The organism is Bacillus sp. NSP9.1 (assembly GCF_000465465.2).
GTDB lineage: Bacteria > Bacillota > Bacilli > Bacillales > Bacillaceae > Bacillus > Bacillus sonorensis_A.
On the sequence record NZ_CP048273.1, the window covers coordinates 3,255,031 to 3,281,752 of the forward strand.

Here is a 26,722-nt window from a genome sequence, read left to right on the forward strand (position 1 = left end):
GGTGATCCCTCCCTTAATATACTGTCTCTTTGAAAAAGAACCCGGTGTCGATGCTGCGGTTGACAGGCTGAATCTCTTCAATCCGCTCGATCCACTGTTCTTTTTTATCTTCGTACGCTTGTCTGTCTGTGATGCAAAGATCGATGGCCTCGCGGTACATGGCCGTCACCTCTTGGATGTAGTCAGGCGTTTTTAAAATGCCGTCGATTTTAAAGGAGTCGATTCCGGCATCGATTAAATCTTCAAGCTCGTCGATGATGCAAACATCATTCGGGCTCATAATATGCGTGCCGTTTTCATCTTCAAAAATCGGATATTTGTTGCCGCGTTCTTTGTCATGAAGATACATGCCTTTTTCTTTTTTCTTGCCTTCGATGTCCATGACTTTGCCTTGGTATTCAAAATAATTTCCGATCAATGAACGCTTGGACTGAAACATGCACGTCATCCCGTGAACTTGGATTTCGATTTCAACTTCAGCCTTGTCTTTAATGTCGATCATGCTGTCCATATTCAGCTCTCTTGCCAACACCGCGCGCTTGGCTCCCTTGCGCCCCCAATAATTGCAGGAATAATGGTTGGTTGCGGTCGTCTCCGTATTCCAATGGAGCTTCATGTCCGGCGCCGATTCGCGCGCAGCCATCAGAACTGCGGGGTCGCCGAAGACGACTGCATCGGCGCCTGCCGAGGCCAAAAACGAAAGATAGTCATTGAGCTCAGGCACTTTATCATTATGAAAGATCGCGTTCATGGCGACATACACTTTTGCGCCGGCTTCATGGGCCTCCCGGATCGCTTCCTCGATATCCTTCCGGGAAAATTCCCCGGCCAGGCGCAATCCGTATCTTTGTTCGCCGATGATAAATGCGTCGGCGCCCGCTTTAGCCAAAGGCTTAATATCTTGAACAGCTGTCGGTGTTACAAGCAGTTCAGGTTTTTTCATATCCGTTCACCTCTTTTTGCTGACGGCCAATCCGTCTCCGATCGGCAATATCGCCGTTTGATAATCGGGATGGTCCATCAGCCAATGATTATAATGATCTATTTTAGAGACAAGTTTTTTGATCCGCTTGCTTTCGATTTGATCGCAGCCGCCGGCGACAAGCCCTTTAAACAGGACATTGTCGGTGAAGATGATTCCATCATCCGCCAGCATCTTTTCATACATCGTAAAAAACTTTTGATATTGTCCTTTTGCTGCATCAATAAAAAGCGCGTCGTAAGGAGCCATCGACTGAACGGCGTCTGACTCGCTGAGCGCATCTCCGAAAATCACGCGGATTCTGTTTTCCATCTGAAAGGATTTGATATTTTTCAGCGCTTCATGATACCTTTTTTCATCGCGCTCAATTGTTAAAATGTCAGCTTCAGGGAGATGAAGCGCCATCCGAATGGCCGAGTATCCGATGGCGGTGCCGATTTCAAGAATCTTTTTCGGATTTTTGAGCGAAAGAAGCTGCAGCAGCGCTTCAATACCGGTCGGTTCCATAATGGGCACACCATGCTCTTCGGCATAATATTCCAATTCCATAATTTCCGGCGGCCGCGGCTTGATAAGCCGTTCCAGATAGCCGGTTAGTTCCTCATGTCCGATCTTCACGGCGGATGAGCCTCCCTTTCATAAAAAGAGCTTTAGGTCAGATGTTGAACTCTCCTAAAGCGGTACATGTCTTTTCTCGAATAAACAACCCGATATATTTTACCATAAAACCTTTCTGTTTGCGAATAAAAGGAGAGTATTTTTTTACTCTCCCTCTCCTTCGTCCGAATTCACTCGCTTTGATTGTTGGTGATGTACTTTGATTTGGCTTTATTGTGCTCCTGAAGTGTTTTTGTAAAAACGACTTCTCCATTTTTCTTGGCGAGAAAGTAGACGTATTCTGTTTGATCAGGGTTAAGTGCCGCTTCCCATGACGATTCCCCCGCGTTGGCAATCGGTCCCGGCGGGAGTCCGGTATTTTTATACGTATTATATGGGGACTTCGCCTCAAGATCTTTATAGACGACGCGGCTTTTATGTTTTCCAAGCGCATACAAAACCGTCGGATCCGTTTGCAGCGGCATTTTTTTGGCCAAACGGTTATAGAACACGCTCGAAATTTTGTGGCGGTCCGCTTTTTCCGTCGCTTCCTCTTCGATCAGTGAAGCCATTGTCAGCGTTTTGTGGACGGACATTTTTTTATCGTTCATCTGTGACTCGTATTTTTCGGCCCGTTTATCGGTTTGCTTGATCATCGCTTCGATGATGTTCTCAAGCTTTGTCTCCGGATCATAGAAGGGATATGTCGCAGGGTAAAGATAACCCTCAAGCGGATGCTTAATATTCTTGTTGAAAACCTCATCCGTGATCAATTTCGGATACTTCTTTTTTAATGTGTTGATAAAATCACGGTCATCCAGCTTGTTCATGACTTCTTGTTTGGAGTAGTTCGTTTCTCCGGCGATGATGTCGGCGATTTCACTCAGCTGTCTGCCTTCGGGAACGACGATTTTAAAGGCCGGAACATGTGACGCGCTTGTCAGCTTTTTGATCATATCGGCAGGTTCCATGGACTGGCTGAGCTGAAAATTTCCCGCTTGAAAACCGGATGCGCTTTTAAATTTCACATAAGCGATGAACACTTTTTCGTTTTTAATTAAGTGCTGTTCTTTTAGTTTTGCAGCAATGGAAGAAACTGACGATCCTTTCGGAATATAGACGTTGACCATTTTTTTGCTGTTTTTATCGACCGGTTCAAGTGCGGATTTTACATATAGAGAAAAACCGCCCGCGCCAATGATGAGCAGCACGGCTGCCACGGCGAGACAAAACTTTATTTTATGATTAAGGAGTTTTTGAAAAAATGTGTTTTTAGTCTGATCTGCAAACATTAAAGTCCTCCTCTCCTCCCATGCTATATACTACATGATTCGTATTCATTCGGCAATTTATTACAAAATGTTTTCATAAAAAAAAAAGCCGCCCTGCGGCAGCTTTTTTATTCTTGCTCTTCTTCATCAGCCAAAAACGTGTTCAGCGTCTCTTCGATCATATCCCATTCTTCTTCTGTTTCAATCGGCATCAATTCGCCGTTCTCACCGTTTTCATTCGGAGTGAAGCTTGAAGCGTGAATTTCGATTTCTTCTTCATCCTGTGCTTCAACTGGATAATACAGCACATATGATTTATTAAATTGATCGCTGTCAAATGTGAAGAGCACCTCACAAAGCTGTTCATTTCCTTTATCGTCTACAATCGTAATGTTTTTTTCTCCATGTTCCACCATGATCACCTCATTAGTTTAGGCTGTCGAGATATCCTTGCAGGATCATCACAGCTGCCATTTTATCGATTACTTTTTTTCGTTTTTGCCTGCTGACGTCTGCTGATATCAGCATCTTTTCGGCCGCCATCGTCGAGAGCCGCTCGTCCCAAAGCACGACGGGTACATGAAACGCGTCTTCAAGCACCTGCGCAAACTTCTGGCTGGCTTCTCCCCTCGGGCCGACGGAACCGTTCATGTTTTTGGGAAACCCGAGTACAATTTTATCTATTGTATAGTCTTTCGTTAACTCAGCGAGGCGGCTCAGGCCGTAATCACCATTCGCTTCGTCAATTTTAATCGTTTCAATGCCTTGAGCCGTCCAGCCCATTTCATCGCTGAGGGCGACGCCGAGCGTTTTTGAACCTAAATCCAGACCTAATATTCGCATTTGTATTTACGCCTCTTTATGCTGTTCTAAGTACGATTTAACCAGCTCTTCGATTATCTCGTCTCTCTCTATTTTCCGAATCAGATTGCGTGCATCTCGATGCCTTGGAATGTAAGCGGGATCACCTGATAGCAAATATCCGACAATTTGGTTGATCGGGTTATAGCCTTTTTCCTGAAGCGCGTCGTGGACGGTTATCAGCACCTCATTTACATTTGTCTCCATTGAATCGTCGGAAAAGTTAAATTTCATCGTCTTATCAAATGAGCTCACCGTTTTGCACCTCTTTCCCAAATTCGCAGGCAAAGTTCCAGCCTGATTGCCTTCTCATCATCATTCTACACCACATCGGTCATTTATAAAACGGATTTCACCCATTCTTCTGCAGAAGATAAAGCTTCATCCAATTTTTCAGGCTGTTTTCCTCCCGCCTGAGCCATGTCAGGACGGCCGCCGCCACCGCCTCCGCACGCCTCGGCGACTTGTTTAACAAGTTTGCCGGCATGGAATCCTCTCTCTATTAAATCTTTTGTAACTCCGGCAGAAATATTCACTTTTTCATGTTGAACCGTCGCAAGCACGATGACGGCAGAACCCAACTTCGCTTTCAGGTCATCGACCATTGTGCGCAGATGGTTCATGTCTTTTGCATTGACTTTTTCCGCGAGCAGTTTCACCCCGCCGATTTCTTTCACTTTTTCCAGGATCTCTCCCGCTTCTTTGTTGCCGAGCTTCGCGAGCAGGGATTCGTTTTCCCTTTGGGCTTCTTTTAAATCGGACTGCAGGGATTCGATCCGCTTTGGTACTTCTTTTACATTGGTTTTCAGCACTTCTGCCGAAGCCTCGAGAACTTGGAGCTTGGCGTTCATCTCCTCGTAAGCGCCTTTGCCTGTGACGGCTTCGATCCGGCGGGTCCCGGCTCCGATGCCCGATTCTGACACGATCTTAAAGAGGCCGATTTCAGCCGTGTTTTTCACGTGGCAGCCGCCGCACAGTTCGATGCTGTAATCGCCGACTTGGACGACGCGGACGATATCCCCGTATTTTTCTCCGAACAATGCCATGGCTCCCATTGCTTTCGCTTCATCGATCGGTTTCAAATCGATTTGCACAGGAATTGAAGCCCAGATTTTTTCATTTACTTTTGCTTCAATTAGCTCAAGCTCTTCTTTCGTCACTTGGCCGAAATGGGAGAAGTCAAAGCGCAGACGGCTGTCTGACACAAGCGATCCGGCCTGGTTGACGTGCGTTCCGAGCACATCTTTCAATGCTTGATGGAGCAGGTGTGTCGCCGTATGGTTTTTGACGATATCCTTTCTGAGCCGGTTTGTTACTTCAGCGGTCACCATCATCCCTTTTTCAACTGTTCCGCTTTCAACCGTACCTTCATGCAAATGCTGTCCGTTCGGTGCTTTTTTGACATCCGTGACGCGGACAGCAGCATCGCCGCTTCTGACCCAGCCTTTGTCGCCGATTTGTCCGCCGCTTTCGGCGTAAAACGGTGTTTTCTCCAAGATGAATTGGACGGATTGACCTGCATGAACTTGATCAGCAACCTCTCCGTCTTGAAGAAGCTCGGCGATTTTCGTTTCCGTTTTCAGATCCGTATAGCCGATGAACTCGCTTTCGGTCATGATATCGCGGAGAACGCCGCCTTGAACCTGCATGCTGCCGACATCCTGGCGGGCCTGGCGCGCGCGTTCGCGCTGCTTGTCCATTTCGCGTTCGAAGCCTTCATGGTCAACATTCATGCCTTCGTCTTCGGTGTACTCTTCCGTCAGTTCGACAGGGAATCCGTACGTATCGTACAGCTTGAAGACATCTTCTCCGGAAATAACGCTGTTTCCTTTCGCTTTCTCCTTTTGAATGACTTCAGACAGGATGGCAAGCCCTTCGTTCAATGTTTCATGGAAACGCTCTTCTTCCGTTTTGATGACTTTCGCGATGAAATCGGCTTTCTCTTTTACTTCCGGGTAGTAAGCGGCCATAATGTCAGCCACAACGGGAACGAGTTCATACATAAACGGACGATTGATATTGATTGATTTGGCATAGCGAACAGCGCGGCGGAGCAGCCTTCTGATGACATAGCCGCGCCCTTCGTTGGACGGAAGCGCTCCGTCACCGATGGCAAACGCAGCCGTCCGGATATGATCGGCGACAACTTTAAATGCCGTATCTTTTTCAGCAGATGTTCCGTACTTTTCTCCTGAAATGGCTTCTGTCGCCTTGATGATCGGCATAAACAGATCTGTATCATAGTTTGTCTTGGCATCTTGAATGACGGAAACCATCCGTTCCAGACCCATCCCTGTATCAATGTTTTTCTTCGGCAGCGGTGTGTATGTTCCGTCAGGATTGTGGTTGAACTCGGAGAACACAAGGTTCCATACTTCTAGGTAACGCTCGTTCTCCCCGCCCGGGTAAAGTTCCGGATCAGACGGATCATGTCCATAATCTTCACCGCGGTCATAGAAGATTTCGGTATTCGGTCCGCTCGGGCCTTCCCCGATATCCCAGAAGTTCCCTTCAAGCCTGATGATACGCTCTTCGGGAACACCGATTTTTTTCGCCCATAAATCGTAGGCTTCATCGTCTTCCGGATGAACCGTCACCGACAGGCGCTCAGGATCGAAGCCGATCCATTTCGGATCAGTCAAAAATTCCCATGCCCATTCGATCGCTTCTTTTTTAAAATAATCACCGATCGAAAAGTTTCCGAGCATTTCAAAGAACGTATGGTGGCGGGCCGTTTTTCCGACATTCTCGATGTCATTTGTCCTGATCGATTTCTGCGCATTACAGATGCGCGGATTTTCCGGGACAACCCGTCCGTCAAAGTACTTTTTCAGCGTCGCTACACCGCTGTTGATCCAAAGCAGTGAAGGATCTTCATGCGGAATAAGGGAAGCGCTCGGCTCAACGGCATGTCCTTTTTCCTTAAAAAAGTCTAAAAACATTTGCCGCACTTGTGCGGATGTTAACACCTTCATATTCAAACTCCTCCTTTAGTTGCTCACATGCAATATAAAAAGCTCCCGCCCCATGCAAACAAGCGTTTACACAGGGACGAGAGCTCCATCTCGCGGTACCACCCTGATTATGGGCAAAAAGAACGCCCATCACCTCATATCCGAATAACGCCGGATGAAACGGCAGGTTTTAAGCCTGCACTCAGGATTAGCTTCTACTGCTCTTCTGCTTAAAGCTCTTTCACCGCACGGAGCTTCTCTCTTTTAAACAGGGCTTCAGTATACTCGGATCCGTCAAACGAGATACGTATGTATGTCTATTTCGACATTATAGACAACGAAAAGGGGAATGTCAATCTTCTTCATTCAAGCCTTTCTCGCCGCCAGAAAATGGGCGAACATGACCTTTAAAACAGCCATTACGGGCACGGCTAAAATCATGCCGATAATTCCGGCCAATTCGCCGCCGGCAAGCAGCCCGAGCATAATCACGACAGGGTGCATATGAAGGCTTTTCCCGACAACAAGCGGCCCGAGAATGTTGCCTTCAATAAACTGCAAAACCAAAATGGTGATCATGACGACGATAACCAGTCTCGCGGACAGCGCGGCGGCAATCATCACAGCTGGAATCGCGCCGATGACCGGACCGAAATAAGGAATGATGTTCGTCGCGCCAATAATCAGGCCGAGGATCAGCGGATAGGGCAGATCGAAAAACCAAAACGAGAGGCTTGCGCCCAAGCCGATCACAAGGCAGACAAAAAGCTGGCCTCTGATATAGTCTCCAAGCGAATCATCGACATCTTTGATAAACGCGCCGCCTCTCTTCCTCCACGAACGAGGGGTTAAATACCAGACGGCTTTTTTCATCACATCAATATCTTTGACCATATAAAACACCAAAAAAGGAATGACAGCCGCAACAAGCATATAGTCAAAAACAAAACGGATGCTTGTAATCGTCCGTTCCGCCCAGCTTCCCACGAATTCTTCGGTCTGATCGACATACTTGTCGATTCTGTCATGCATCCCGTCAGGCCAGCCATCTGTATGGTGATGCAGTTTTTCGAGCATGTTTTCATAAGATGCAGCAAGGACGGGAATCCCTTCAGACAGCTCGGTCAGCTGTTTGATGAAAATGGGGACGCCTTTGTAAAAGGCATAGCCGAGCCCCCCGAAAAACAAGAAGTAAATCAGCAAGATGCTCAGCGTCCGCGGCACACCCGCGCGGTGGATTTTTTCCACGATGGGCAGAAGCAGATAAGTGATAAAAACCGCAATCGCCAGAGGGATCAAAATCGATTTGAGTAAAATGCACACCGGCTCCCAGATCATTCTGAGCTGCAAAAAGATATAGACGGTCAACAATAAGAGCATGAAAATTGTGATCCACATTAAAAGGTGCAGCGGTTTTTTCAGCATTTTTTTCACCCCTTGTTAGCTTTTGAAATCTGTTTGTATTTATTCCCCAAGAAAAAAAGGATGCCCTGTCATAAGGGCACCCTTAGGGTGTTAAAACATTTTCATGACGCGTCTTCTGAGCTTTCTCATGTTCCGTCTGTTCAACATGTCGTTTTGCGACATCATGCGGTACATCAAAGCTCCGGCTCCTAAAGAAATGAGAGAAGTCATTGTCCGATTCAAATTACGAACCCCCATTCAAAGGTTAATCGTACGTTCGTCATCTGTAAACAGATCGTCAAGGCTGCTCAATGTTCCGTCTTCTTCGACTTGATGGGTTGAAATTTTTCCTTTTGAAAGGGTCAGCTCAATGAAACATCCCCAGCAATAATATTGATTCACACCGATTTTGCCGATGTTTTTACTTTTACAGTTCGGGCAAATAAGCATTTGAACACACACCTCTTATTCATTCAAGACGATTGTGTTTCTGCCTATTTCAAGCGGTTCTCCTGATGACTGAACTTGCTTTTTATCGCCTGACAAATCGGCAAAAAAACCGTCTGATAGTTCATATGCTACGATTATGCCCGAGTCTGAAGAAAAGTATACATCTTCCAGCATCCCCAGTGTTTCACCAGAGCCGTTTTTGACCATTTTTTGCTTCAGCTGGTCGTAGGATAGAGCCTGCTTCGGGATGTGCATCGGCTTAAATTCGGTGAAATCGACATATACGCCGTCTGTTGTAATGTCCGTGACAGCGGGAAGCGGAAGAAGGGAACGATGATGATAAAACCGCCGTTTTTCTTCCATAATAAATCCGAGACATGTCCCTTCCTGCGAAAAACAGATATCCGTCACCATCCCAAGCAAAAGAGAAGACTGTTTATCATAAACATTGAGCCCTTCCAGCTCATTGCATGTTCTCAAAGTGTGATCAACCACCTTTTGTCGAACAGTCTTAGCTTCTGCCGCAAGAAAGGGACTCATACGATGTAATGGATTCCATGAAAAGATCCTTATTCCGCCTCTTCTTCCATAAAATCAAACGGTGTGACACCCTCCATTCCGATATTGGCGTCAAATACGCTGAAAGGCAGTTCCTTTTGGAGCGCCATCAGCTCTTCATCTTCTTCATGGGCGGCCTGTTGCAGCCTTCTTTTAAGAGACGTCTGCCGTTCCGAGGATTCTTTATTTCTGACGCCCCATTCAAGAGCCTCCTCTTCTCCGCACAAAATCAGGAATTTTTTGCTTCTTGTGATGGCTGTATACAGCAGGTTTCTTCTCAGCATCCTGTAATAGCTTTTGACAATGGGAAGAATCACGATCGGGAATTCGCTGCCCTGCGATTTGTGAATCGAGCAGCAATACGCATGTGTAAATTGGTTAAAATCTTTTTTGGTAAATGTGATTTCGTTGCCGTCAAAAGAGATGACCGCCATATCTTCTTTTTCCGTGTTTTCTTTTGCATAAAAGATGGAGACGATCTCGCCCATGTCGCCGTTGAATACATTGTGTTCAGGCTGGTTGACAAGCTGAAGAATTTTATCGCCCGTCCGGTATACGACTTCCCCGAATTTGATTTCTCTGCCCTTCGGTTTCGGCGGATTCAGGATGTTTTGCAGAGTCAAGTTCAATTCATTGATACCGGCCGGTCCTTTGTACATCGGGGCAAGCACTTGAATGTCCCGTGCTGAATACCCTTTTTGCAGCGCATTTTTGACGACTTTTTCTACAACCTCCTTGATCTGCTGTTGGCGGCAGCGGATAAAAGAGCGGTCTTTCGTCGGCGCCGTCAAATTTTTCGGGAGGTAGCCTTTTTTCATTTCATGCGCCATTTCCACAATGGACGACCCTTCGGCCTGCCTGTAAATATCGGTTAGTCTGACAGCCGGGATCACGTTTGATGCGAGCAGGTCTCTCAGCACCTGTCCAGGACCGACAGACGGGAGCTGGTCTTCATCCCCGACCATAATCACCTGTACATGATCGGGAATCGCTTTAAACAATTGGTTGGCCAGCCATATATCAAGCATGCTCGTTTCATCGATGATGACCAGCTTCCCTTCGATCGGGTTGTCTTCATCATGTGTAAAACCTTCGGCGCCGTTCCAGCCGAGAAGTCTGTGGATCGTGACAGCCGGGAGACCTGTCGACTCGCTCATCCGTTTTGCCGCTCTTCCTGTGGGCGCAGCCAATACAAACGGAAAGGTTTCGTCTTTCTTATAATCGGCGGGATTCAGACTCAAGCCGTGAAGCTCGCTGTACAATTCAACGATTCCTCTGATGACGGTCGTTTTACCCGTGCCGGGGCCGCCTGTTAAAAGCAGCATCGGCGACATCAGCGCCTTTTGTATCGCTTCCTTTTGGCTTGGTGCATATTGAACCTGCATCCGCTCTTCAAGCTCGCCTAAAGCAAGCAGAAATTCAGATTCGGGAAACTGCTCATCGTATTCGGTCTGTTCGGCGATCTTCCGGACTCTTTTGGCAAAGTTTTGTTCAGCGTAGTAAAGCGATGGATAGTAGCATCTGTCGTCTTCTACGAAAAGTTCTTTTTGCTCGCCAAGCGCAATGATTTGATCCGCCACATCCATTTCCGTCACTTTCTCATCGCCTGTCGACTGGTTCAACAGCTTTTGCGTCTCGATGATCAGCTGCTTGGTTTCTATGTACGTATGTCCTTCCTGAAGGCATGCCGCTTCAATCGTATATAAAAGCGCCGCCTTGATCCGTTCGGCATGTTTGCCTGAAATCCCCATTCTTCCGCCTAGTTCATCTGCCTTGATAAAGCCGATGCCTTCCACATCCTTGACAAGCTGGTACGGATTTTCCCGGATTTTATCAAGGGTTTCCGATTCGTATGCCTGGTAAATTTTCATGGAAAGCTGCGGCCCGAAGCCGAATTCACTCAAGGAGATCATAATCTGCTCAAGCCCCTGATGCTGCTGAAGGCTTGAGGCAAGCTTATCCGCCTTTTTTTTGGAGAGCTTTGGCACATCATACAGGACGGCAGCGTCCTCTAAAATTTTATTGATCGCACCCTCTCCAAGCTTTTTGACGATCTCTTCGGCCGTTTTTTTGCCGATGCCTTCAAACAAATCGCTTGCTAAATACTGAATGACGCCTTCTTTTGTCGTGGGAACTTCTTTTTTAAAATGATCCGCTTGAAATTGCAGGCCAAACTTCGGATGGGAGGCGGTTTTTCCGTAAAATGTATAGGTTTCATCTTCAAAGACCGCAGGGAAGTATCCCGTTACTGAAACGCTTTTTTCTTCAAAAGACTCCGATGTTTCCTGCACTTTTACTTTTAGGACGGTGTAGAGGTTTGTTTCATTATGATAAATGACACCCGTTACCGTCCCTTTCAGAAAAGAGGCTTCTTCCATTTGCATTTGCCCGGGATTTTGAGGCTGTTTCACGTTTTTCCCCCCTCCTTTTTAGCTTTGGCCTGACAAGACGGATTCAATCCTCTTCAAGCAGCTGTTTCGCACGTATGCTCAGCATATGGTCAGGCTGGATTTGAATCGCCTTGTTCAGCATGTCAAGCGCTTTTTGGCGATTTTCTTTAAATGCGTAAGCGACCCCTAAATTGTAGAAAGCATCCGCATGGGATGGATCAAGGGCTGTAACCTTAGAAAAAGCCTCAATCGCTTCGTCAAGCATCCCTTCATTAGCAAGGCACATCCCGTATTGAAAGCGCGCTTCATGGTCCGATTCATTCAGCTCGGCCGCCCGTTGCAAATACGGCATCGCAAGCTTCGGCTGCTCAAGTTTCATCAGCGAGGTGCCGAGCATATAAAAGAGATCGCCGTTTTCCATGCCCGTCCGATGTGCTTTTTCAAACATGTCCTTTGCTTCTTGATAACGCTCTTTCATCATATATACATTTCCGGCACCATAATAAGCCGCACCGGCTTTTTCATCAAGGCTGACCGCTCTTTCATAAAATTTGAGCGCCCGATCCAATTCGCCGACCGCTGATAGCAGGTTCGCGAAATTGATGTACGGGACGGGGTCGCCGCTGTTTTCATCAATCGCTTTTGTAAAGGCTTCCGCCGCTTTTTCAAAATCGCCTTTTTGCATGGCTTCAATTCCTGTTTGGTTGTAGTCCAACGCCCTCTCCCTTTCGTCCTCTATTTTAAAAAGGCCGTCGACAGTGTCGACAGCCGTTAAGAGCCCCGGGGCCCTTTATTTTCCCGGAATGCCCTCTTTATACATACCACAGTTGTTGTCCGTCTTTATACACATCGTCAATCGTTCCGCCGCCAAGGCATTCGTCGCCCTTGTAAAAAACGACGGCTTGCCCGGGTGTGACGGCGCGGACAGGCTCTTTAAAGACGATTTCCGCTTCACCTTCTCCGGTCATTCTGACAGTGACTTCGGTATCGGGTTGACGGTAGCGGAATTTAGCTGTGCAGGCGAGTTCAGATTCGCCGCCAAATGCGCCCTCATGTACAAAGCTGACATTTGTCGCCGTAATTTGATCAGAATATAGGAGCGGATTGCTGAAGCCTTGATCAACATATAAAATGTTTTTTTCCAGGTCTTTTCCGACGACGAACCAAGGCTCTCCGCTTCCGCCGATACCAAGCCCGTGCCTTTGCCCGATCGTATAGTACATCAAACCGTCATGGCGGCCTTTAACTTCGCCATCCATCGTCCGCATTTCTCCCGGCTGTGCAGGGAGGTATTGGCTGAGAAACGTTTTGAAATTCCGTTCGCCGATAAAGCAGATCCCAGTGCTGTCTTTTTTCGACGCCGTCGCGAGTCCCGCTTCTTTGGCCATTCCCCTGACGCGGCTTTTTTGCAGCTCTCCGATCGGAAACAGCACTTTGCTAAGCTGCTCCTCTGTCAGCTGGTTCAAGAAATAGGTTTGATCTTTATTTTCATCAAGACCTCTCAGCATTTTGACACGGTCCCCGCTGCGGTCGACTCTCGCGTAGTGGCCTGTGGCGAGGAAATCGGCGCCAAGGGATAAAGCGTGCTCCAAAAAAGCTTTAAATTTAATTTCTTTATTGCACATGACATCGGGATTCGGGGTTCTTCCCGCTTTATATTCATCAAGAAAATATTGGAAGACCTTTTCCCAATATTGTTTTTCAAAGTTTACCGCATAATATGGAATGCCTATTTGATTGCACACTTTAATGACGTCTTCATAATCTTCCGTCGCTGTGCAAAAACCGTTTTCATCTGTGTCATCCCAGTTTTTCATAAAAATTCCGATGACATCATAGCCCTGCTCTTTCAGCAGAAGAGCTGCCACAGATGAGTCTACGCCTCCTGACATCCCCACGACTACGCGTGTATCCTCAGGCCGCTTCGCCATTTCCATCAACTCCAATAAATCAATTCAAAAACTTGTCATTCCAGATCATATCATCATTGCCGCACCTGATGCGAATCTTTAGCTTATGACAAACGCTTGACGATGTCCGCAAGCTCTTTTGCGGCCCGCTTTACCTCAGCTTCCGTATTGCCGAAGCCGAAGCTGATCCGAATCGATGATGTCAGCTGGTCCGCATCCTCGCCAAACATGGCGGAGAGCACATGGGAAGGCAGCACTGATCCGGCGGTGCAGGCCGACCCGCTCGACACCGCAATCCCCGCCATATCCAAGTTGACAAGCAGCGCTTCAACCGATACCCCGGGAAAATATAAATTCAAAATGTGCGGCAGGCTGTGCCGGACACTTCCATTTACAGCAAATGAGACCCCTTCCGTCTCAAGCGTATCGGTGATGATGTCTTTCAATCGACGGTAGAGCGCGCGTTTTTCGTCTCTCTCCTGTTTTGCAAGCGAGACGGCTTCCCTCAGCCCGATAATGCCCGGGACATTTTCCGTTCCGGCACGGCGTTTTCGTTCCTGTTCGCCTCCGAACAGGAGCTGGGTGAGCTTCACATGCTCATTGACGTATAAAAAGCCTGTCCCCTTGGGACCATTCAATTTATGCCCGGAGACAGACATCATATCGATATGGCTCTTTTTTACATCAATCGGCAAAAAGCCGAACGCCTGGACAGCGTCTGTGTGAAACAAGGCTTGATGATCTTTTAAAAGCGCTCCGATTTCTTCAATCGGCTGAATCGTTCCCACTTCATTGTTTCCGTACATCACAGTGACAAGGATGGTGTCGTCGCGCAGCGCCTCTTTGACCTGCTCCGCCGAGATCCGTCCGCTTTTATCCACATCAAGATATGTGACATGAAACCCCATGTCCTCCAGCCTGTTGCATGTATGGAGAACGGCGTGGTGCTCGATCTTGGTTGTAATGATGTGGCGGCCTTCTTTTTCTCTCGCCAGCGCGCTGCCTAAAATCGCCATATTATCGGCTTCTGTCCCGCCGCTCGTAAAAACGATTTCATTGTGATGCGCTCCGATTTCTTCAGCGATCATCGCCCTTGCATCATCAAGCCATTTCCGGCTTTCCCTTCCAAAAGAATGTATGCTTGAAGGGTTTCCGAAGTTTTCCGTTAAGTAAGGCAGCATTTTTTCGACGACGCGCGGGTCAGTCGGAGACGTTGCTGCATGATCTAAATATATCCGTTCCATCCTAGATTACACCTCGATCTTAAATGTAAAACATATAGGCTTCCTGATCGCCTTCCGTGTAGCTTGCCAAATCCTCGAGCGTCGTCGAGTCAAGCACTTCTTTAACGGCGTCGCGGATCTTAATCCACAGCTCGCGCTTGGCCGGCTCCTCATCTTCAAGCACTTCAACGGGGCTGATCGGGCCTTCCAAGACGCGAATGATATCCCCCGCCGTAATCGCCGAAGGATCGTCACCGAGAATATAGCCGCCGTATGCGCCGCGGATGCTTTTCACGAGGCCGGCATTCCGCAATGGTGAAACAAGCTGTTCTAAATAATGTTCTGATAAATCGTTCGTCTGGGCAATGCTTTTCAATGAAGTCGGACCTTCCCCATGCTTTTTGGCAAGCTCAATCATAATCGTCAGCCCGTATCTGCCTTTAGTTGATATTTTCAAAATGAACACCTCTACCCTATAAAAAGTCAAGCTTTCAGCCGGGCTTCATACCGGTGCTTAAAGGGATGCTGCCCCTTTTAGCCGCTATCCGGTCATCAACACGCCCGGCGCTTATATAAGCCCGGGTGTCACACCGGGCATCTGATATGTAAAAAATGCGCTTTGGGACAGGTCTTCCGCCTTGTCCATCTGATAGATTACAGGTTATTATAGCACACTTTATTTAAACTTTCATTTTCAGCCCATATGTTCAGCTTGCCATATTCATTTCTTTTCTAATCGTCTTTTTTCCGTTACTCTATAAAAAGAATACATTCAGGAGAGATTATTCATGAAACCATTGGCATTTCGTATGCGACCGACCAAAATAGAAGACATTCTCGGCCAGGATCATCTCGTAGGAGAAGGAAAAATCATTCACCGGATGGTACAGGCAAAACACCTTTCATCGATGATTTTATACGGCCCTCCGGGAATCGGAAAAACATCGATCGCGACCGCGATTGCCGGAAGCACAAGCATCGCCTTCCGGAAGCTGAACGCCGTGATCAATAACAAAAAAGACATGGAAGCCGTTGCTGCCGAAGCAAAAATGTCCGGGCAGGTGATTTTAATACTGGATGAGGTCCACCGGCTCGACAAAGGCAAGCAGGATTTCCTCCTGCCGTATTTGGAAAACGGCATGATCATCATGATCGGTGCGACAACAGCGAACCCATATCATGCGATCAATCCCGCGATCAGAAGCAGAACGCAGATTTTCGAGCTTCATCCACTGAGTTCCGAACAGATAAAAGCGGCCATCAAACGTGCATTAAGAGACGAACACCGGGGCTTAGGCACATATGACGTCAAAATCGATGAAGAAGCGCTTGACCATTTCGCCGCAGGCTGCGGCGGAGATGTCCGTTCCGCGCTGAACGCTTTGGAGCTTGCCGTCCTGTCCACAAAGGAAAACGGTGAGGGAACGATTCACATCACACTGGACATTGCGGAGGAGTGTCTGCAGAAAAAAAGCTTTACACATGATAAAGATGGCGATGCCCATTATGACGTAATCTCCGCTTTTCAAAAATCGATCAGAGGGTCTGACGTCAACGCCGCTCTCCATTACTTGGCGCGGCTGATTGAGGCGGGGGATTTAGAAAGCCTCGCCCGGCGGCTGCTCGTCATCGCCTATGAAGACATCGGCCTTGCCAGCCCTCAAGCCGGGGGAAGAACGCTCCAGGCGATTCAAACGGCAGAGCGGCTCGGCTTCCCGGAAGCACGCATTCCACTGGCAAACGCCGTGATCGAACTATGTCTGTCGCCCAAGTCAAACTCGGCGATTCTCGCTGTTGACGAGGCTCTTAGCGACATCCGCGCGGGAAAAATCGGCGATGTGCCAAAGCATTTAAAAGACGCGCACTACAAAGGAGCGGCAGAGCTTGGCAGAGGTGTTGATTACAAATACCCGCATGACTACGAAAACGGCTGGGTCGAACAGCAGTACCTGCCCGATCCTCTCAAAAACAAAGTGTATTATCAGCCGAAACAGACAGGGAAGTTTGAACTGGCGTTAAAGCAGATCTACGATAATTTGATGAAAAAGAAATAACAAAAGGCCTGCTGAGTCAGGCCTTTAAATATAGCGGACGGTGTTGCGGGACGCCTATCTCTCCATTTCTTTTATCGATGAACGAAATACTCGTCAAACGCCTCAAAAGATTGGCACTTGGCAAGTACCGTCCAAGTGTGCGCTACGCATTCTGAAGCTTTTCCTCTTAAAATGACAAAAAGAACAGCACCTCTGCTGTCCTTTTTGCTTTATTTATCTTTCACCCTTTTGATCGGAATATCTTTCAAAAGCTCCATGACCACATGGCCGCCCATGATCAAGCCGGCGACGGGCGGGACGAAAGCGTTGGAAGACGGCGGCATTTGCGCTTTGCGGATTTTCGCTTCGTCATTGCCCACTTCTTTGCGGACGTCTTCGCGGATGACGATCGGGCTTTCGTCAGAAAACACGACTTTGACACCCTTTGTAATCCCTTCTTTTCTCAGCCTTGTCCGCACCACTTTCGCAATCGGGTCCGTATGCGTTTTTGAAATATCGGCCACCTGAAATCTTGTCGGATCCGTCTTATTGGCCGCACCCATGCTCGAAATGATGCTGATGTTCCGCTTGAGGCACTCTTTCATCAAATGGATCTTATAATGAATCGTATCTGAAGCGTCGATCACATAATCCGGTTCATAAGCAAAAAACTGCTCATACGTCTCTTCGGTATAGAACATTTTTAAAGCGACGACATCGCATTCCGGGTTAATATCGGCGATTCTCGCTTTCATTAAGTCCACTTTCGGCTGCCCGACCGTTGAAAGCAAAGCGGGGAGCTGACGGTTGACATTCGTGATGTCAACGTCATCTTTATCGACCATGACGATCCGGCCGACTCCAGAACGGGCGAGCGCTTCGGCCGCGAATGAGCCGACCCCGCCGATGCCTAAAACGGCAACCGTGCTGTTTTTTAAAATATTCAATCCTTCTTTGCCAATCGCTAATTCATTGCGTGAAAACTGATGTAACAAGAACCTCACTCCATCTTTATATACAATTACCGATAGTATCTTAACACAATCGGGTGATTAAACAAGCAGTCTTTTTCATATTTTTTCGTTCCGTCTCATACATTATCCTATGTATGGCTTAAAAACCGCCTTTTTTCCGCACAAAAAAAGTCCCGATTGTGCCGTTGTCGCATTCCTTCGTTTTGATCCCGCTCTCGGCAGGTGGGTGTTCTGTTCCAAACTTTGCAAGTCCTCTTTAGCACCCGAGTGATAAGAGGCGTTTGCTCCATTTGAAAACGTCGAACTCCCAAGTAAAAAAATGTTCGGTCAAAACTAGGTGTACAACAAACACATCAGGACTTTATTTGTTAAAAATGATATCATACGTCCCTTTGATTTTCAATGGGATGTACAGCCGTATATTTTACAATTTACTGTCGAATTTTGTGTTTAATTTCCAGGTGCAGCTCATCAAGCTGAGCGTTGTCGACCTCGCTTGGCGCTTCGGTCATCAGGCAGCTTGCGCTGGCCGTTTTCGGAAATGCGATCGTATCCCTCAAATTCGTACGGCCGCTGAGCAGCATCACCAGCCTGTCAAGACCGAGCGCAATACCGCCGTGCGGAGGAGCCCCGTATTCAAAAGCCTCGAGCAGGAACCCGAATTGCTCCTTCGCTTCTTCTTCTGAAAAGCCGAGAAGGCCAAACATTTTCTCCTGAACGTCTTTTTCAAAAATACGGATCGAACCGCCGCCAAGTTCATAGCCGTTTAGGACAAGATCGTAAGCCTGCGCCTTCATGTCCTGCGGGTTCGTCTCGATCAGCTTGAGATCCTCCCTGACAGGCATTGTGAACGGGTGGTGCGCGGCATAGTAGCGGCCTTCCTCAGCATCGTACTCAAGAAGCGGCCAGTCGACAACCCATAAGAAGTTAAACAAGCTTTCATCGATCAGGTTCAGCTCTTTACCAAGCTTTAAACGAAGCGCTCCCAGCGCGTCATTGGCGACTTCGAGCTTGTCGGCCACAAAGAGAAGCAGATCCCCATCTGCGGCGTCAAGCGCCTGAACAATCGCCTCCTGTTTTTCGCCGGCAAAAAACTTCGCAATCGGTCCTTTAAGTCCATCCGCTTCTGTTTTCAGCCAAGCCAGCCCTTTTGCTCCATAGTTTGCAGCGAACTCTCCAAGCGCATCGATATCTTTGCGAGAGTAGTTTGCAGCGGCACCTTTAACATTGATCGCTTTGACCGCTCCTCCGTTCGCCACGGCTGAAGCGAACACTTTAAAGTCCGAATCCTTCACTGCTTCTGACACATCCGTCAAAAGCATGCCGAAGCGCGTATCCGGTTTGTCTGAGCCGTATCGGTTCATGGCATCCTCATACGACATTCTAGGAAGCGGAAGCGAGATTTCAATGCCGTGCGTTTCACGCATCACATGCGCCATCATTTCTTCTGAGAGCTTCATGATGTCTTCCTGGCTCATAAACGACATTTCGATATCGATTTGCGTAAACTCAGGCTGACGGTCGGCGCGCAGGTCCTCATCCCTGAAGCAGCGGGCGATTTGATAATAGCGGTCAAACCCTGACACCATCAAGAGCTGCTTAAAGATTTGCGGAGATTGCGGAAGCGCATAAAATTCCCCTTCATGCACACGGCTCGGCACAAGATAGTCGCGCGCGCCTTCTGGCGTGCTTTTTGTTAAAACAGGCGTTTCAATATCAAGAAAGCCGTTGTCATCCAAAAAGCGGCGGACAGCTTTTGTGACGTTATGGCGCATTTTCAGGGAGTTGAACATCTCCGGACGGCGCAAGTCGAGATAGCGGTGCTTCAATCTGATGTCTTCAGATACTTCTGCAGCCTGGTCGCTGATCGCAAAAGGAGGCGTTTTAGCCGCACTCAGCACATCGACGGATTCCGCCTGAATTTCGATCCTTCCGGTTTTCAAGTTCGGATTGACTGTTGCTTCTTCACGGGCAACGACTTTGCCTGTAATGTCAAGCACATATTCGCTGCGGATGCTTTCAGCTGTTTCCAGGGCGTCTTTGGAAACGTCTGGATTAAATACGACCTGCACAATGCCGGTACGGTCTCTCAAATCAATAAAAATCAAGCCTCCGAGATCGCGTCTTTTTTGAACCCATCCTTTTAAAACGACGGATTCTCCGATCGCCTTCTCCGTTATTTCGCCACAATAATACGTTCGTCCAAACAAAGCGGTCCTCTCCTTTAACTTTCAGTGTTTGTTTTCAAAAAACGGATGAATTCATCAAGGCCAATGGCCTGTTGATCTCCTGTTTTCGCATCTTTGACATTCATTTGATTTTGGTTCAGTTCATCCTCGCCTAAAACAGCGATATATTTCGCATTGAGGCGATCGGCGGCTTTAAACTGGCCTTTCATTTTTTTCTGTTCATAGTCGATTTCAGCGGATATCCCCGCTTCTCTCAGTTTATAGAGAAGGGATACGGAATAGTCTTTGGCTTTGTCGCCAAGTGTGACGATATAGCAGTCAATGCCTTCATCCGCTCCGACTTTTACATTTTCAGCATCCAGTGCGGCAAGCAGGCGCTCAATGCTCATCGCAAAGCCGATGCCCGGCGCTTTCGGTCCGCCGAATTCCTCGGTCAGCCCGTCATAGCGCCCTCCGCCGGCAAGCGTCGTGATGGCTCCGAAGCCTTCCGCATCACTCATGATTTCAAAAGCTGTATGGTTGTAGTAGTCAAGTCCTCTGACGAGATTCGGATCCACTTCAAACGAAATCCCGATGTCTGTTAAGTATTGCTGCACTTTTGCAAAATAAGCTTTTGACTCTTCGTTTAAATATTCCAAAATGGACGGCGCCGTTTTCATCAGCTCATGATCTCTGTCCTTTTTGCAGTCTAAAATCCGCAGCGGATTCTGCTTGAGACGCTTTTGGCAGTCGCCGCAAAATTCATCAATGCGCGGTTCGAAGTGATCGATCAGCGCTTCTCTGTGAGCTGCCCGGCTCGTTTTGTCGCCAAGGCTGTTAATGACGAGCTTCAAATTGCGCAGACCAGCTTTTTTGTACACGCTCATCGCCAGCGCAATGACTTCCGCATCAATCGCCGGATCGCTTGAACCGATCGCTTCGATGCCAAATTGATAAAATTGACGGAAGCGTCCGGTCTGCGGCCTTTCATAGCGGAACATCGGGCCGATATAATACAGCTTTGTCGGCTGGACAGGATTTGCAAACAGTTTATTTTCAACAAAAGAACGGACTGCAGAAGCCGTACCCTCGGGACGGAGCGTCAGGCTTCTCCCCTTTTTGTCAACGAACGTATACATTTCCTTTTGAACGATATCAGTCGATTCTCCCACACCGCGTGAAAATAGCTCTGTATGTTCAAAAATCGGCGTCCGGATTTCTTTATATTGATACGCATGACACGTCTCTCTCGCAATCTTCTCTACATATTGCCAGCGCTCTGATTCTCCGGGGAGGATATCCTGCGTTCCCCTTGGAATATTAAATCCCATTTGTAAAGCCTCCTCTTCAAAATACCTTTTTCTTATATGTAAAATAGAAAAAACCCCCGATCCTACTATAAAACCAATAGTAGGGACGAGAGTTATACCCGTGGTGCCACCCTAGTTGGAACTTTTTACAGTTCCCGCTTTTCTTACCTTTAACGCAGGCTCACGTCCTCCGCCTAATCACCTGTCTTTTTCGACCTTAGTTTTCAGCGGGAAACCTTCGGAGTGTTCATTCGGATAAGATACCGTGCAGACCGCTTTCAGCCCAGGGCGGTTCCTCTCTTTTCACGTACTCTTACCTACTATTCTCCATCTTCAGTTCAACTCATATGTATACCAATTTATATTATAATACGAAGGTTCTGTTTCCATGTCAACCCTAATGACGGTTCTTTTTATTCTTTAGTGATTCTTTTGATGTCAGACCCAGCTCTGTTGCTGTTTCTTCAAGGAAGCCTATGTGCTCGGGATCGGCATCATCCTTAAGATGCAGATTCGCATCCAGCTCATGGATCGCTTTACCCATCCTTTGATTATACCTCATATCGCAACATCCTTTTGCAATCTTTTTTCTATAGTATAAACAAATCATTTTCATTTTATTAAAAAATCTCCAAGGAATATACGATATAAAGAAAGAAGTATTGTTCCAAGTTTCTTACTGAAAGGAGGAGATGGAGAATCAATATGAAAAAAAGCGCAATATTGATCCTGTCGATCATGCTGGCAGCTCCTGCGGCCATTTTCACACCGTCCGGCACCGCGTCGGCGGCGATCGGGGAAGCCGTGATCGCCACCGATGAAATCAACGTCAGAAGCGGTCCGGGATTGAGCCACGAGATCATCAGCGTCGTCAGCCGGAATGAAAGCTATCCGATCCTCGAAGAAAAAGGGGACTGGGTGCAAATCCAGTTGAACAACGGTCAAAAAGGCTGGGTTGTCGATTGGCTGATTCAGAAAAAAGCTCAAAGCTCCGGCGGATCTGAATCCACAAGCGGAAAGGTGACATCTTCCGCATCTGATTTGAGGATCAGAAAAGGGCCCGGCACTTCATATGAAGTCCAAGGCACTTTCCCTCAAGGTGAACAGGCTGATGTATTAAAAATCGATGGAAAATGGATGAAGATTTCCTATCAAAATATAACAGGATGGGTTCATTCCGATTATGTCACACAAGATGGTTCAGAGCAAAAAACAGCTCAATCATCAGGTACAAATACTTCATCTAAAACAGGCACAGTCGGAGTCTCCATTCTAAATGTCCGCAGCGATGCTTCCCATCAAGGAACAATCATCGCTACGCTGAAACGGAACACAGACGTGACGATTATAGATGAACAGCACGGATGGTATGAAATCGAGTTTGACGGGCAAAAGGGCTGGGCAGCAAGCCACTATATTGTAGAGGATCATAAAGAGAACACGGGCGATGGAGAAACAAGCGCCGCATCCGATGCTAAACAGAAAGCCACCATCGTGTACGAAGGAACAAATATTCGCAGCGATGCTTCGACTTCCTCGCCGATTGTCGAACGCGCCGAAAAAGGCGAGTCCTACCCGATTACAGGCGAAAAAGCGGACTGGTATGAAATTACGCTGTCAAACGGTAACACGGCTTATGTCGCCAGCTGGGTCGTTCAGACGTCTGATGGATCAAGTTCAGCGGGAGATTTGGACATCCCTTCACCTCCCTCATCAAAACGTTCGGATTCAAACGGTTCTATCCAAAACAAAACGGTTGTGATTGATGCCGGACATGGCGGACATGACAGCGGAACAATCGGAACGCGGGGGACGCTTGAGAAGAGGCTGACCATAAAAACGGCGAATCTTCTCGCCGCCAAGCTCAAAGCCGATGGGGTTAACGTCTACATGACGCGCAATGACGACACCTTCGTCAGCCTTCAGTCGCGTGTTGCGACCTCTCATTATCGAAATGCCGATGCATTCATCAGCATTCATTATGATAGTATCGCCAATTCATCTGTAAATGGTAACACGGCTTATTACTACAGTACGTCTAAAGATCAGAAGCTGGCCGCAGACGTCCAGTCTGAAATCGAAAAACACTCGCCTCTGAAAAGCCGCGGCGTGTTGTTCGGCGATTATTTTGTGTTGAGGGAAAATCAGCAGCCGGCTGCCCTGCTAGAACTCGGCTATTTAAGCAATCCGCAGGAAGAAGCGGTCGTCAGCACAAACGCTTACCGTGAACGGGTGACGGACGGGATCAGAAGCGGACTTGAACATTATTTCGACTAAAAAAAGCTGCCATTTGGCAGCTTTTTTACGCTTTTGAATCCATGATAAATGTAACCGGGCCGGAGTTCGTCAATTTGACATCCATCATTTCCCCAAACCTGCCCGTTTCGACAGTGACGCCTTTTTCCCGGAGGAGGCTGTTCCACTCTTCGTACAATTGAAGCGCCGTATCCGGCTTCGCCGCCTTAGTAAAATTCGGGCGCCTCCCTTTTTTCGTCTCTCCGTACAGTGTAAATTGAGAGACCGACAAAACCGAGCCTCCAACATCCAATAGAGAAAGATTCATTTTTTCGCCGTCATCCTCAAATATTCGCAGATTGACGAGCTTTTCCGCTAAATATGCGGCATCTTCACTTGTGTCATCATGTGTGACGCCGACAAGCACCATCAAGCCGGCCCCGATCTTGCCGACCGTCTCGCCGTTTACTGAGACGCTTGCCTCTGTCACGCGTTGCACAACCAATTTCATGACCTTTTCCCCCTAATTCATCACCCTGCGTACGGAATAAATGTCTTTGATTTGCTTAATCCGCTCGACCACTTTGTGCAAATGATTGATATTTTGTATGAAAATGGCCATATGAATGGTGGCTACTTTATTGCGGTCCGATTTTCCGGAAACGGATGATATATTCGTTTTCGTTTCGTTTACGGCCTGAAGCACTTCATTCAAGAGCCCGCGGCGGTCGTAGCCGAGGATTTCGATCTCGACATTATATTCCTTTCTCTGCTGCGTCTGCCGTTCATGCTCCCATTCCACCTGAATGAGGCGGTCGAGCGCTTCACTTGTCATCACATTCGGACAGTCTTCGCGGTGAACCGATACACCCCGACCTTTTGTAATGAAACCGACAATCGGATCTCCCGGAACCGGGTTGCAGCATTTGGAAAGCCTGATGAGAAGGTTCTCGACACCTTTCACGCGTACGCCTGCTTCGCGTTTTTTCCCTTGGTAAGGCTTCGATTCGACCGTTACTTCCTGAACGCTTTTCACCTGTTCTTCCTGATCGCGCATCTTCCGCTCTTTTTCTGTCAGACGGTTGGCGACCTGTGCGGCTGTAATCCCGTTATAGCCGACAGCCGCATACATGTCTTCCTCATTGGAAAAATTAAACTTGTCCGCGACCTTTTGAAGATTTTCAGGTGTTAACACATCTTTCACTTCAAAATCCAAGTTCTTAATCTCTTTTTCGACAAGCTCCCTGCCTTTTTCGACATTCTCTTCTCTCCGCTGCTTTTTGAAGAACTGGCGAATTTTATGCTTCGCCTGAGATGTTTGGGCAAGGTTGATCCAGTCCTGACTCGGTCCGTATGAATGCTTAGACGTCAAAATTTCAACGATATCTCCCGTGCGCAGCTTGTAGTCAAGCGTGACCATTTTGCCGTTTACTTTGGCGCCGATCGTTTTGTTGCCGATTTCCGAATGAATGCGGTATGAAAAATCGATCGGTACAGAGCCTGAGGGAAGCTCAATGACGTCGCCTTTTGGCGTAAAGACGAACACCATGTCGGAAAACAAATCGATCTTAAGAGATTCCATAAATTCTTCGGCATCGGTCGACTCATTTTGGAATTCCAGAATCTCGCGGAACCAAGACAGCTTTTTGTCAAAGCTTGACTCTTCATTCGCGGCCTTGCCTTCTTTGTATGCCCAGTGCGCCGCGATCCCGTATTCGGCGATTTCATGCATGTCAAACGTCCTGATCTGAACCTCCAGCGGATCTCCTTTCGGACCGATGACGGTCGTATGCAGGGATTGGTACATGTTCGGCTTCGGCATCGCAATGTAATCCTTGAACCTGCCAGGCATCGGCTTCCAGCATGTATGGATAATGCCCAGTACCGCGTAGCAGTCCTTAATGCTGTTGACAAGGATCCGCACTGCGAGCAAGTCATAGATTTCGTTGAATTGCTTGTTCTGCATGGCCATTTTTCTGTAGATGCTGTAAATATGCTTCGGCCGTCCGGAGAAGTCGGCTTTAATGTTGACCTCTTCGACGCGGGTTTTGACTTCATTGATGACTTCTTCGACGTACAATTCTCTTTCGGCCCGCTTTTTCTTCATCAAATTGACGATCCGGTAGTACTGCTGCGGATTCAAATACCGCAATGCGGTATCCTCAAGCTCCCACTTTATTTTCGAAATCCCAAGGCGATGAGCCAGCGGAGCAAATATTTCCAGCGTCTCATTTGAAATCCGGCGCTGCTTTTCCTGCGGCAGATGCTTGAGCGTTCTCATATTGTGAAGGCGGTCCGCCAGCTTGATCAAAATGACGCGGATATCCTGAGCCATAGCCACAAACATTTTCCGATGATTTTCCGCCTGTTGTTCTTCCTGTGATTTATATTTAATTTTCCCCAGTTTTGTGACGCCGTCGACAAGCATCGCGACTTCTTCGTTAAACGCTTCTTTTAAATCTTCAAGCGTGACGCTCGTATCCTCCACCACATCGTGAAGAAAACCTCCCGCAATGGTGGCAGGGTCCATTTCCAAATCGACGAGAATGCCCGCCACCTGAATCGGGTGGATGATGTACGGCTCACCTGATTTTCGGTACTGTTCGCGATGCGCGTCTTCCGCATATCGATACGCGTTTTGGATAAAAGCTATATGTTCATCGGAAAGGTAAGACTTTGCCTTTTCAATGACTTGCTCAGCAGTTAATACTTGTTCGTTCGCCATGGAATCACCTTTTTTATATTGAAAACTGTATTGTAATTATTATCAAGAAAAATGTCACAGATGTAAAGAGAAGAAATTGAAAAGGACACACCGGTCCGCAACATTTTAACGAATAGGAAAAAAGCACCCGCTTTTATGAGTGCTTTTTATAGTATAAAATTTGTTTAGTATTGCATCAAGGTTAAAATATCATATCCGTCCAGTTTATTTCTTCCTTCAAGATATGTCAGTTCGATCAGAAAGGCGATTCCGGCAACGACGCCGCCGAGCTCTTCAACAAGCTTGATTGTCGCTTCAATCGTCCCTCCGGTCGCCAAAAGATCGTCTGTGATCAAGACGCGCTGGCCAGGTGAAATGGCATCTTTATGGATGGTCAGGACATCTTTTCCATATTCCAGACCATAGTCGACTTTAATGACTTCCCGCGGCAGTTTGCCTTCTTTGCGGACCGGTGCAAATCCCACGCCAAGAGCGTAAGCAACCGGACAGCCGATGATAAATCCCCTCGCTTCAGGGCCGACGACAAGATCAATCTGTTTTTCTTTCGCATAGGTCACAATTTGATCTGTCGCATAGCGATAGACGTCCCCTTTATCCATCAATGTCGTAATATCTTTAAATTGTACGCCTTCCTTCGGGTAATCCGGCACAATTGTCACATACTTCTTCAAATCCAT

Annotated in this window: 25 protein-coding genes, 1 other RNA gene and 1 other annotated feature; of the genes, 2 read left to right on the forward strand and 24 right to left on the reverse strand. The window is 47.5% G+C overall.

Annotated features, from left to right (window positions below; all coding sequences use genetic code 11):
• Positions 1–13: 13 nt before the first annotated feature.
• From M654_RS17010 to cymR, 16 genes are all read right to left on the reverse strand, one after another.
• The gene (locus tag M654_RS17010) at positions 14–943 is read right to left on the reverse strand and encodes a peptidase U32 family protein (RefSeq protein WP_026588060.1); all 930 of its coding nucleotides are present in this window, start codon (positions 941–943) and stop codon (positions 14–16) included.
• A gap of 6 nt (positions 944–949) precedes the next feature.
• Complete coding sequence (locus tag M654_RS17015) at positions 950–1,600, reverse strand: O-methyltransferase (protein ID WP_026588061.1); 651 nt, start codon at positions 1,598–1,600, stop codon at positions 950–952.
• A gap of 170 nt (positions 1,601–1,770) precedes the next feature.
• Positions 1,771–2,871, reverse strand: coding sequence for an endolytic transglycosylase MltG (gene mltG, locus M654_RS17020; RefSeq protein ID WP_026588062.1), 1,101 nt, complete (start codon positions 2,869–2,871; stop codon positions 1,771–1,773).
• A gap of 107 nt (positions 2,872–2,978) precedes the next feature.
• Positions 2,979–3,263, reverse strand: a complete 285-nt coding sequence (locus M654_RS17025) for a DUF1292 domain-containing protein (protein ID WP_026588063.1) — start codon at positions 3,261–3,263, stop codon at positions 2,979–2,981.
• Positions 3,264–3,276: 13 nt separating this feature from the next.
• Entirely contained in the window at positions 3,277–3,693 is a 417-nt protein-coding gene (gene ruvX / locus M654_RS17030) for a Holliday junction resolvase RuvX (protein WP_026588064.1), read from the reverse strand.
• A 6-nt stretch (positions 3,694–3,699) separates the two neighbouring features.
• The gene (locus M654_RS17035; RefSeq protein ID WP_003183920.1) at positions 3,700–3,966 is read right to left on the reverse strand and encodes an IreB family regulatory phosphoprotein; all 267 of its coding nucleotides are present in this window, start codon (positions 3,964–3,966) and stop codon (positions 3,700–3,702) included.
• Between the two features lie 83 nt (positions 3,967–4,049).
• Positions 4,050–6,686 carry an alanine--tRNA ligase gene (gene alaS, locus M654_RS17040; RefSeq protein WP_026588065.1) on the reverse strand — a complete coding sequence of 879 codons (2,637 nt, stop codon included), beginning with the start codon at positions 6,684–6,686 and terminating at the stop codon, positions 4,050–4,052.
• 345 nt (positions 6,687–7,031) lie between these two features.
• The gene (locus M654_RS17045; protein WP_026588066.1) at positions 7,032–8,090 is read right to left on the reverse strand and encodes an AI-2E family transporter; all 1,059 of its coding nucleotides are present in this window, start codon (positions 8,088–8,090) and stop codon (positions 7,032–7,034) included.
• Between the two features lie 90 nt (positions 8,091–8,180).
• Positions 8,181–8,312, reverse strand: a complete 132-nt coding sequence (locus M654_RS17050) for a YrzQ family protein (RefSeq protein WP_077736334.1) — start codon at positions 8,310–8,312, stop codon at positions 8,181–8,183.
• A 15-nt stretch (positions 8,313–8,327) separates the two neighbouring features.
• Complete coding sequence (locus tag M654_RS17055) at positions 8,328–8,519, reverse strand: hypothetical protein (RefSeq protein WP_006637793.1); 192 nt, start codon at positions 8,517–8,519, stop codon at positions 8,328–8,330.
• Positions 8,520–8,534: 15 nt separating this feature from the next.
• Positions 8,535–8,999, reverse strand: a complete 465-nt coding sequence (locus M654_RS17060; protein WP_026588067.1) for a PRC-barrel domain-containing protein — start codon at positions 8,997–8,999, stop codon at positions 8,535–8,537.
• Between the two features lie 89 nt (positions 9,000–9,088).
• Positions 9,089–11,461, reverse strand: coding sequence for an SF1B family DNA helicase RecD2 (recD2, locus tag M654_RS17065; RefSeq protein WP_035428386.1), 2,373 nt, complete (start codon positions 11,459–11,461; stop codon positions 9,089–9,091).
• Between the two features lie 70 nt (positions 11,462–11,531).
• Positions 11,532–12,182 carry a tetratricopeptide repeat protein gene (locus tag M654_RS17070; protein WP_026588069.1) on the reverse strand — a complete coding sequence of 217 codons (651 nt, stop codon included), beginning with the start codon at positions 12,180–12,182 and terminating at the stop codon, positions 11,532–11,534.
• A 97-nt stretch (positions 12,183–12,279) separates the two neighbouring features.
• Positions 12,280–13,398: a tRNA 2-thiouridine(34) synthase MnmA gene (gene mnmA, locus M654_RS17075; RefSeq protein WP_026588070.1), complete on the reverse strand. Its 1,119-nt coding sequence runs from the start codon at positions 13,396–13,398 to the stop codon at positions 12,280–12,282.
• A gap of 83 nt (positions 13,399–13,481) precedes the next feature.
• Entirely contained in the window at positions 13,482–14,621 is a 1,140-nt protein-coding gene (locus M654_RS17080) for a cysteine desulfurase family protein (protein WP_026588071.1), read from the reverse strand.
• A 19-nt stretch (positions 14,622–14,640) separates the two neighbouring features.
• The gene (gene cymR, locus M654_RS17085) at positions 14,641–15,057 is read right to left on the reverse strand and encodes a cysteine metabolism transcriptional regulator CymR (RefSeq protein ID WP_026588072.1); all 417 of its coding nucleotides are present in this window, start codon (positions 15,055–15,057) and stop codon (positions 14,641–14,643) included.
• Between the two features lie 331 nt (positions 15,058–15,388).
• Here cymR and M654_RS17090 point away from each other — a divergent pair, with 331 nt between their 5' ends.
• Positions 15,389–16,654, forward strand: coding sequence for a replication-associated recombination protein A (locus tag M654_RS17090; protein WP_026588073.1), 1,266 nt, complete (start codon positions 15,389–15,391; stop codon positions 16,652–16,654).
• Between the two features lie 209 nt (positions 16,655–16,863).
• Here M654_RS17090 and M654_RS17095 read toward each other — a convergent pair whose 3' ends face one another.
• The 5 genes from M654_RS17095 to M654_RS17115 form a co-directional block, all read right to left on the reverse strand.
• Complete coding sequence (locus M654_RS17095; RefSeq protein ID WP_026588074.1) at positions 16,864–17,628, reverse strand: tRNA threonylcarbamoyladenosine dehydratase; 765 nt, start codon at positions 17,626–17,628, stop codon at positions 16,864–16,866.
• A gap of 145 nt (positions 17,629–17,773) precedes the next feature.
• Positions 17,774–17,970, reverse strand: a non-coding RNA gene (gene ssrS, locus M654_RS17100) — 6S RNA.
• A gap of 68 nt (positions 17,971–18,038) precedes the next feature.
• Complete coding sequence (aspS, locus tag M654_RS17105) at positions 18,039–19,817, reverse strand: aspartate--tRNA ligase (RefSeq protein ID WP_026588075.1); 1,779 nt, start codon at positions 19,815–19,817, stop codon at positions 18,039–18,041.
• Positions 19,818–19,831: 14 nt separating this feature from the next.
• Positions 19,832–21,106, reverse strand: coding sequence for a histidine--tRNA ligase (hisS, locus tag M654_RS17110; protein WP_026588076.1), 1,275 nt, complete (start codon positions 21,104–21,106; stop codon positions 19,832–19,834).
• Positions 21,107–21,184: 78 nt separating this feature from the next.
• Positions 21,185–21,428 (reverse strand) — a binding site (T-box leader).
• A 54-nt stretch (positions 21,429–21,482) separates the two neighbouring features.
• Positions 21,483–21,647, reverse strand: coding sequence for a YrzK family protein (locus tag M654_RS17115; RefSeq protein WP_163170565.1), 165 nt, complete (start codon positions 21,645–21,647; stop codon positions 21,483–21,485).
• Positions 21,648–21,790: 143 nt separating this feature from the next.
• Here M654_RS17115 and M654_RS17120 point away from each other — a divergent pair, with 143 nt between their 5' ends.
• The gene (locus M654_RS17120; RefSeq protein ID WP_026588077.1) at positions 21,791–23,362 is read left to right on the forward strand and encodes an N-acetylmuramoyl-L-alanine amidase family protein; all 1,572 of its coding nucleotides are present in this window, start codon (positions 21,791–21,793) and stop codon (positions 23,360–23,362) included.
• 25 nt (positions 23,363–23,387) lie between these two features.
• On the opposite strand, the gene dtd is transcribed toward M654_RS17120, so the two are convergent.
• The 3 genes from dtd to M654_RS17135 form a co-directional block, all read right to left on the reverse strand.
• On the reverse strand, positions 23,388–23,831 hold the full coding sequence (gene dtd / locus M654_RS17125; RefSeq protein WP_026588078.1) for a D-aminoacyl-tRNA deacylase: 444 nt from the start codon (positions 23,829–23,831) through the stop codon (positions 23,388–23,390).
• Positions 23,832–23,843: 12 nt separating this feature from the next.
• Positions 23,844–26,045, reverse strand: a complete 2,202-nt coding sequence (locus M654_RS17130) for a RelA/SpoT family protein (protein ID WP_026588079.1) — start codon at positions 26,043–26,045, stop codon at positions 23,844–23,846.
• 164 nt (positions 26,046–26,209) lie between these two features.
• Positions 26,210–26,722, reverse strand: a complete 513-nt coding sequence (locus M654_RS17135) for an adenine phosphoribosyltransferase (protein WP_026588080.1) — start codon at positions 26,720–26,722, stop codon at positions 26,210–26,212.

Bases quoted from the DNA above. Each gene is read 5' to 3' on its own strand.
- M654_RS17010 (WP_026588060.1), bottom strand. From the start codon at position 943: ATGAAAAAACCTGAACTGCTTGTAACACCGACAGCTGTTCAAGATATT.
- mltG (WP_026588062.1), bottom strand. From the start codon at position 2,871: ATGTTTGCAGATCAGACTAAAAACACATTTTTTCAAAAACTCCTTAAT.
- ruvX (WP_026588064.1), bottom strand. From the start codon at position 3,693: ATGCGAATATTAGGTCTGGATTTAGGTTCAAAAACGCTCGGCGTCGCC.
- alaS (WP_026588065.1), bottom strand. From the start codon at position 6,686: ATGAAGGTGTTAACATCCGCACAAGTGCGGCAAATGTTTTTAGACTTT.
- M654_RS17045 (WP_026588066.1), bottom strand. From the start codon at position 8,090: ATGCTGAAAAAACCGCTGCACCTTTTAATGTGGATCACAATTTTCATG.
- M654_RS17055 (WP_006637793.1), bottom strand. From the start codon at position 8,519: ATGCTTATTTGCCCGAACTGTAAAAGTAAAAACATCGGCAAAATCGGT.
- recD2 (WP_035428386.1), bottom strand. From the start codon at position 11,461: ATGCAAATGGAAGAAGCCTCTTTTCTGAAAGGGACGGTAACGGGTGTC.
- mnmA (WP_026588070.1), bottom strand. From the start codon at position 13,398: ATGGCGAAGCGGCCTGAGGATACACGCGTAGTCGTGGGGATGTCAGGA.
- M654_RS17080 (WP_026588071.1), bottom strand. From the start codon at position 14,621: ATGGAACGGATATATTTAGATCATGCAGCAACGTCTCCGACTGACCCG.
- M654_RS17090 (WP_026588073.1), top strand. From the start codon at position 15,389: ATGAAACCATTGGCATTTCGTATGCGACCGACCAAAATAGAAGACATT.
- hisS (WP_026588076.1), bottom strand. From the start codon at position 21,106: ATGGGATTTAATATTCCAAGGGGAACGCAGGATATCCTCCCCGGAGAA.
- M654_RS17115 (WP_163170565.1), bottom strand. From the start codon at position 21,647: ATGAGGTATAATCAAAGGATGGGTAAAGCGATCCATGAGCTGGATGCG.
- M654_RS17120 (WP_026588077.1), top strand. From the start codon at position 21,791: ATGAAAAAAAGCGCAATATTGATCCTGTCGATCATGCTGGCAGCTCCT.
- dtd (WP_026588078.1), bottom strand. From the start codon at position 23,831: ATGAAATTGGTTGTGCAACGCGTGACAGAGGCAAGCGTCTCAGTAAAC.
- M654_RS17130 (WP_026588079.1), bottom strand. From the start codon at position 26,045: ATGGCGAACGAACAAGTATTAACTGCTGAGCAAGTCATTGAAAAGGCA.
- M654_RS17135 (WP_026588080.1), bottom strand. From the start codon at position 26,722: ATGGATTTGAAGAAGTATGTGACAATTGTGCCGGATTACCCGAAGGAA.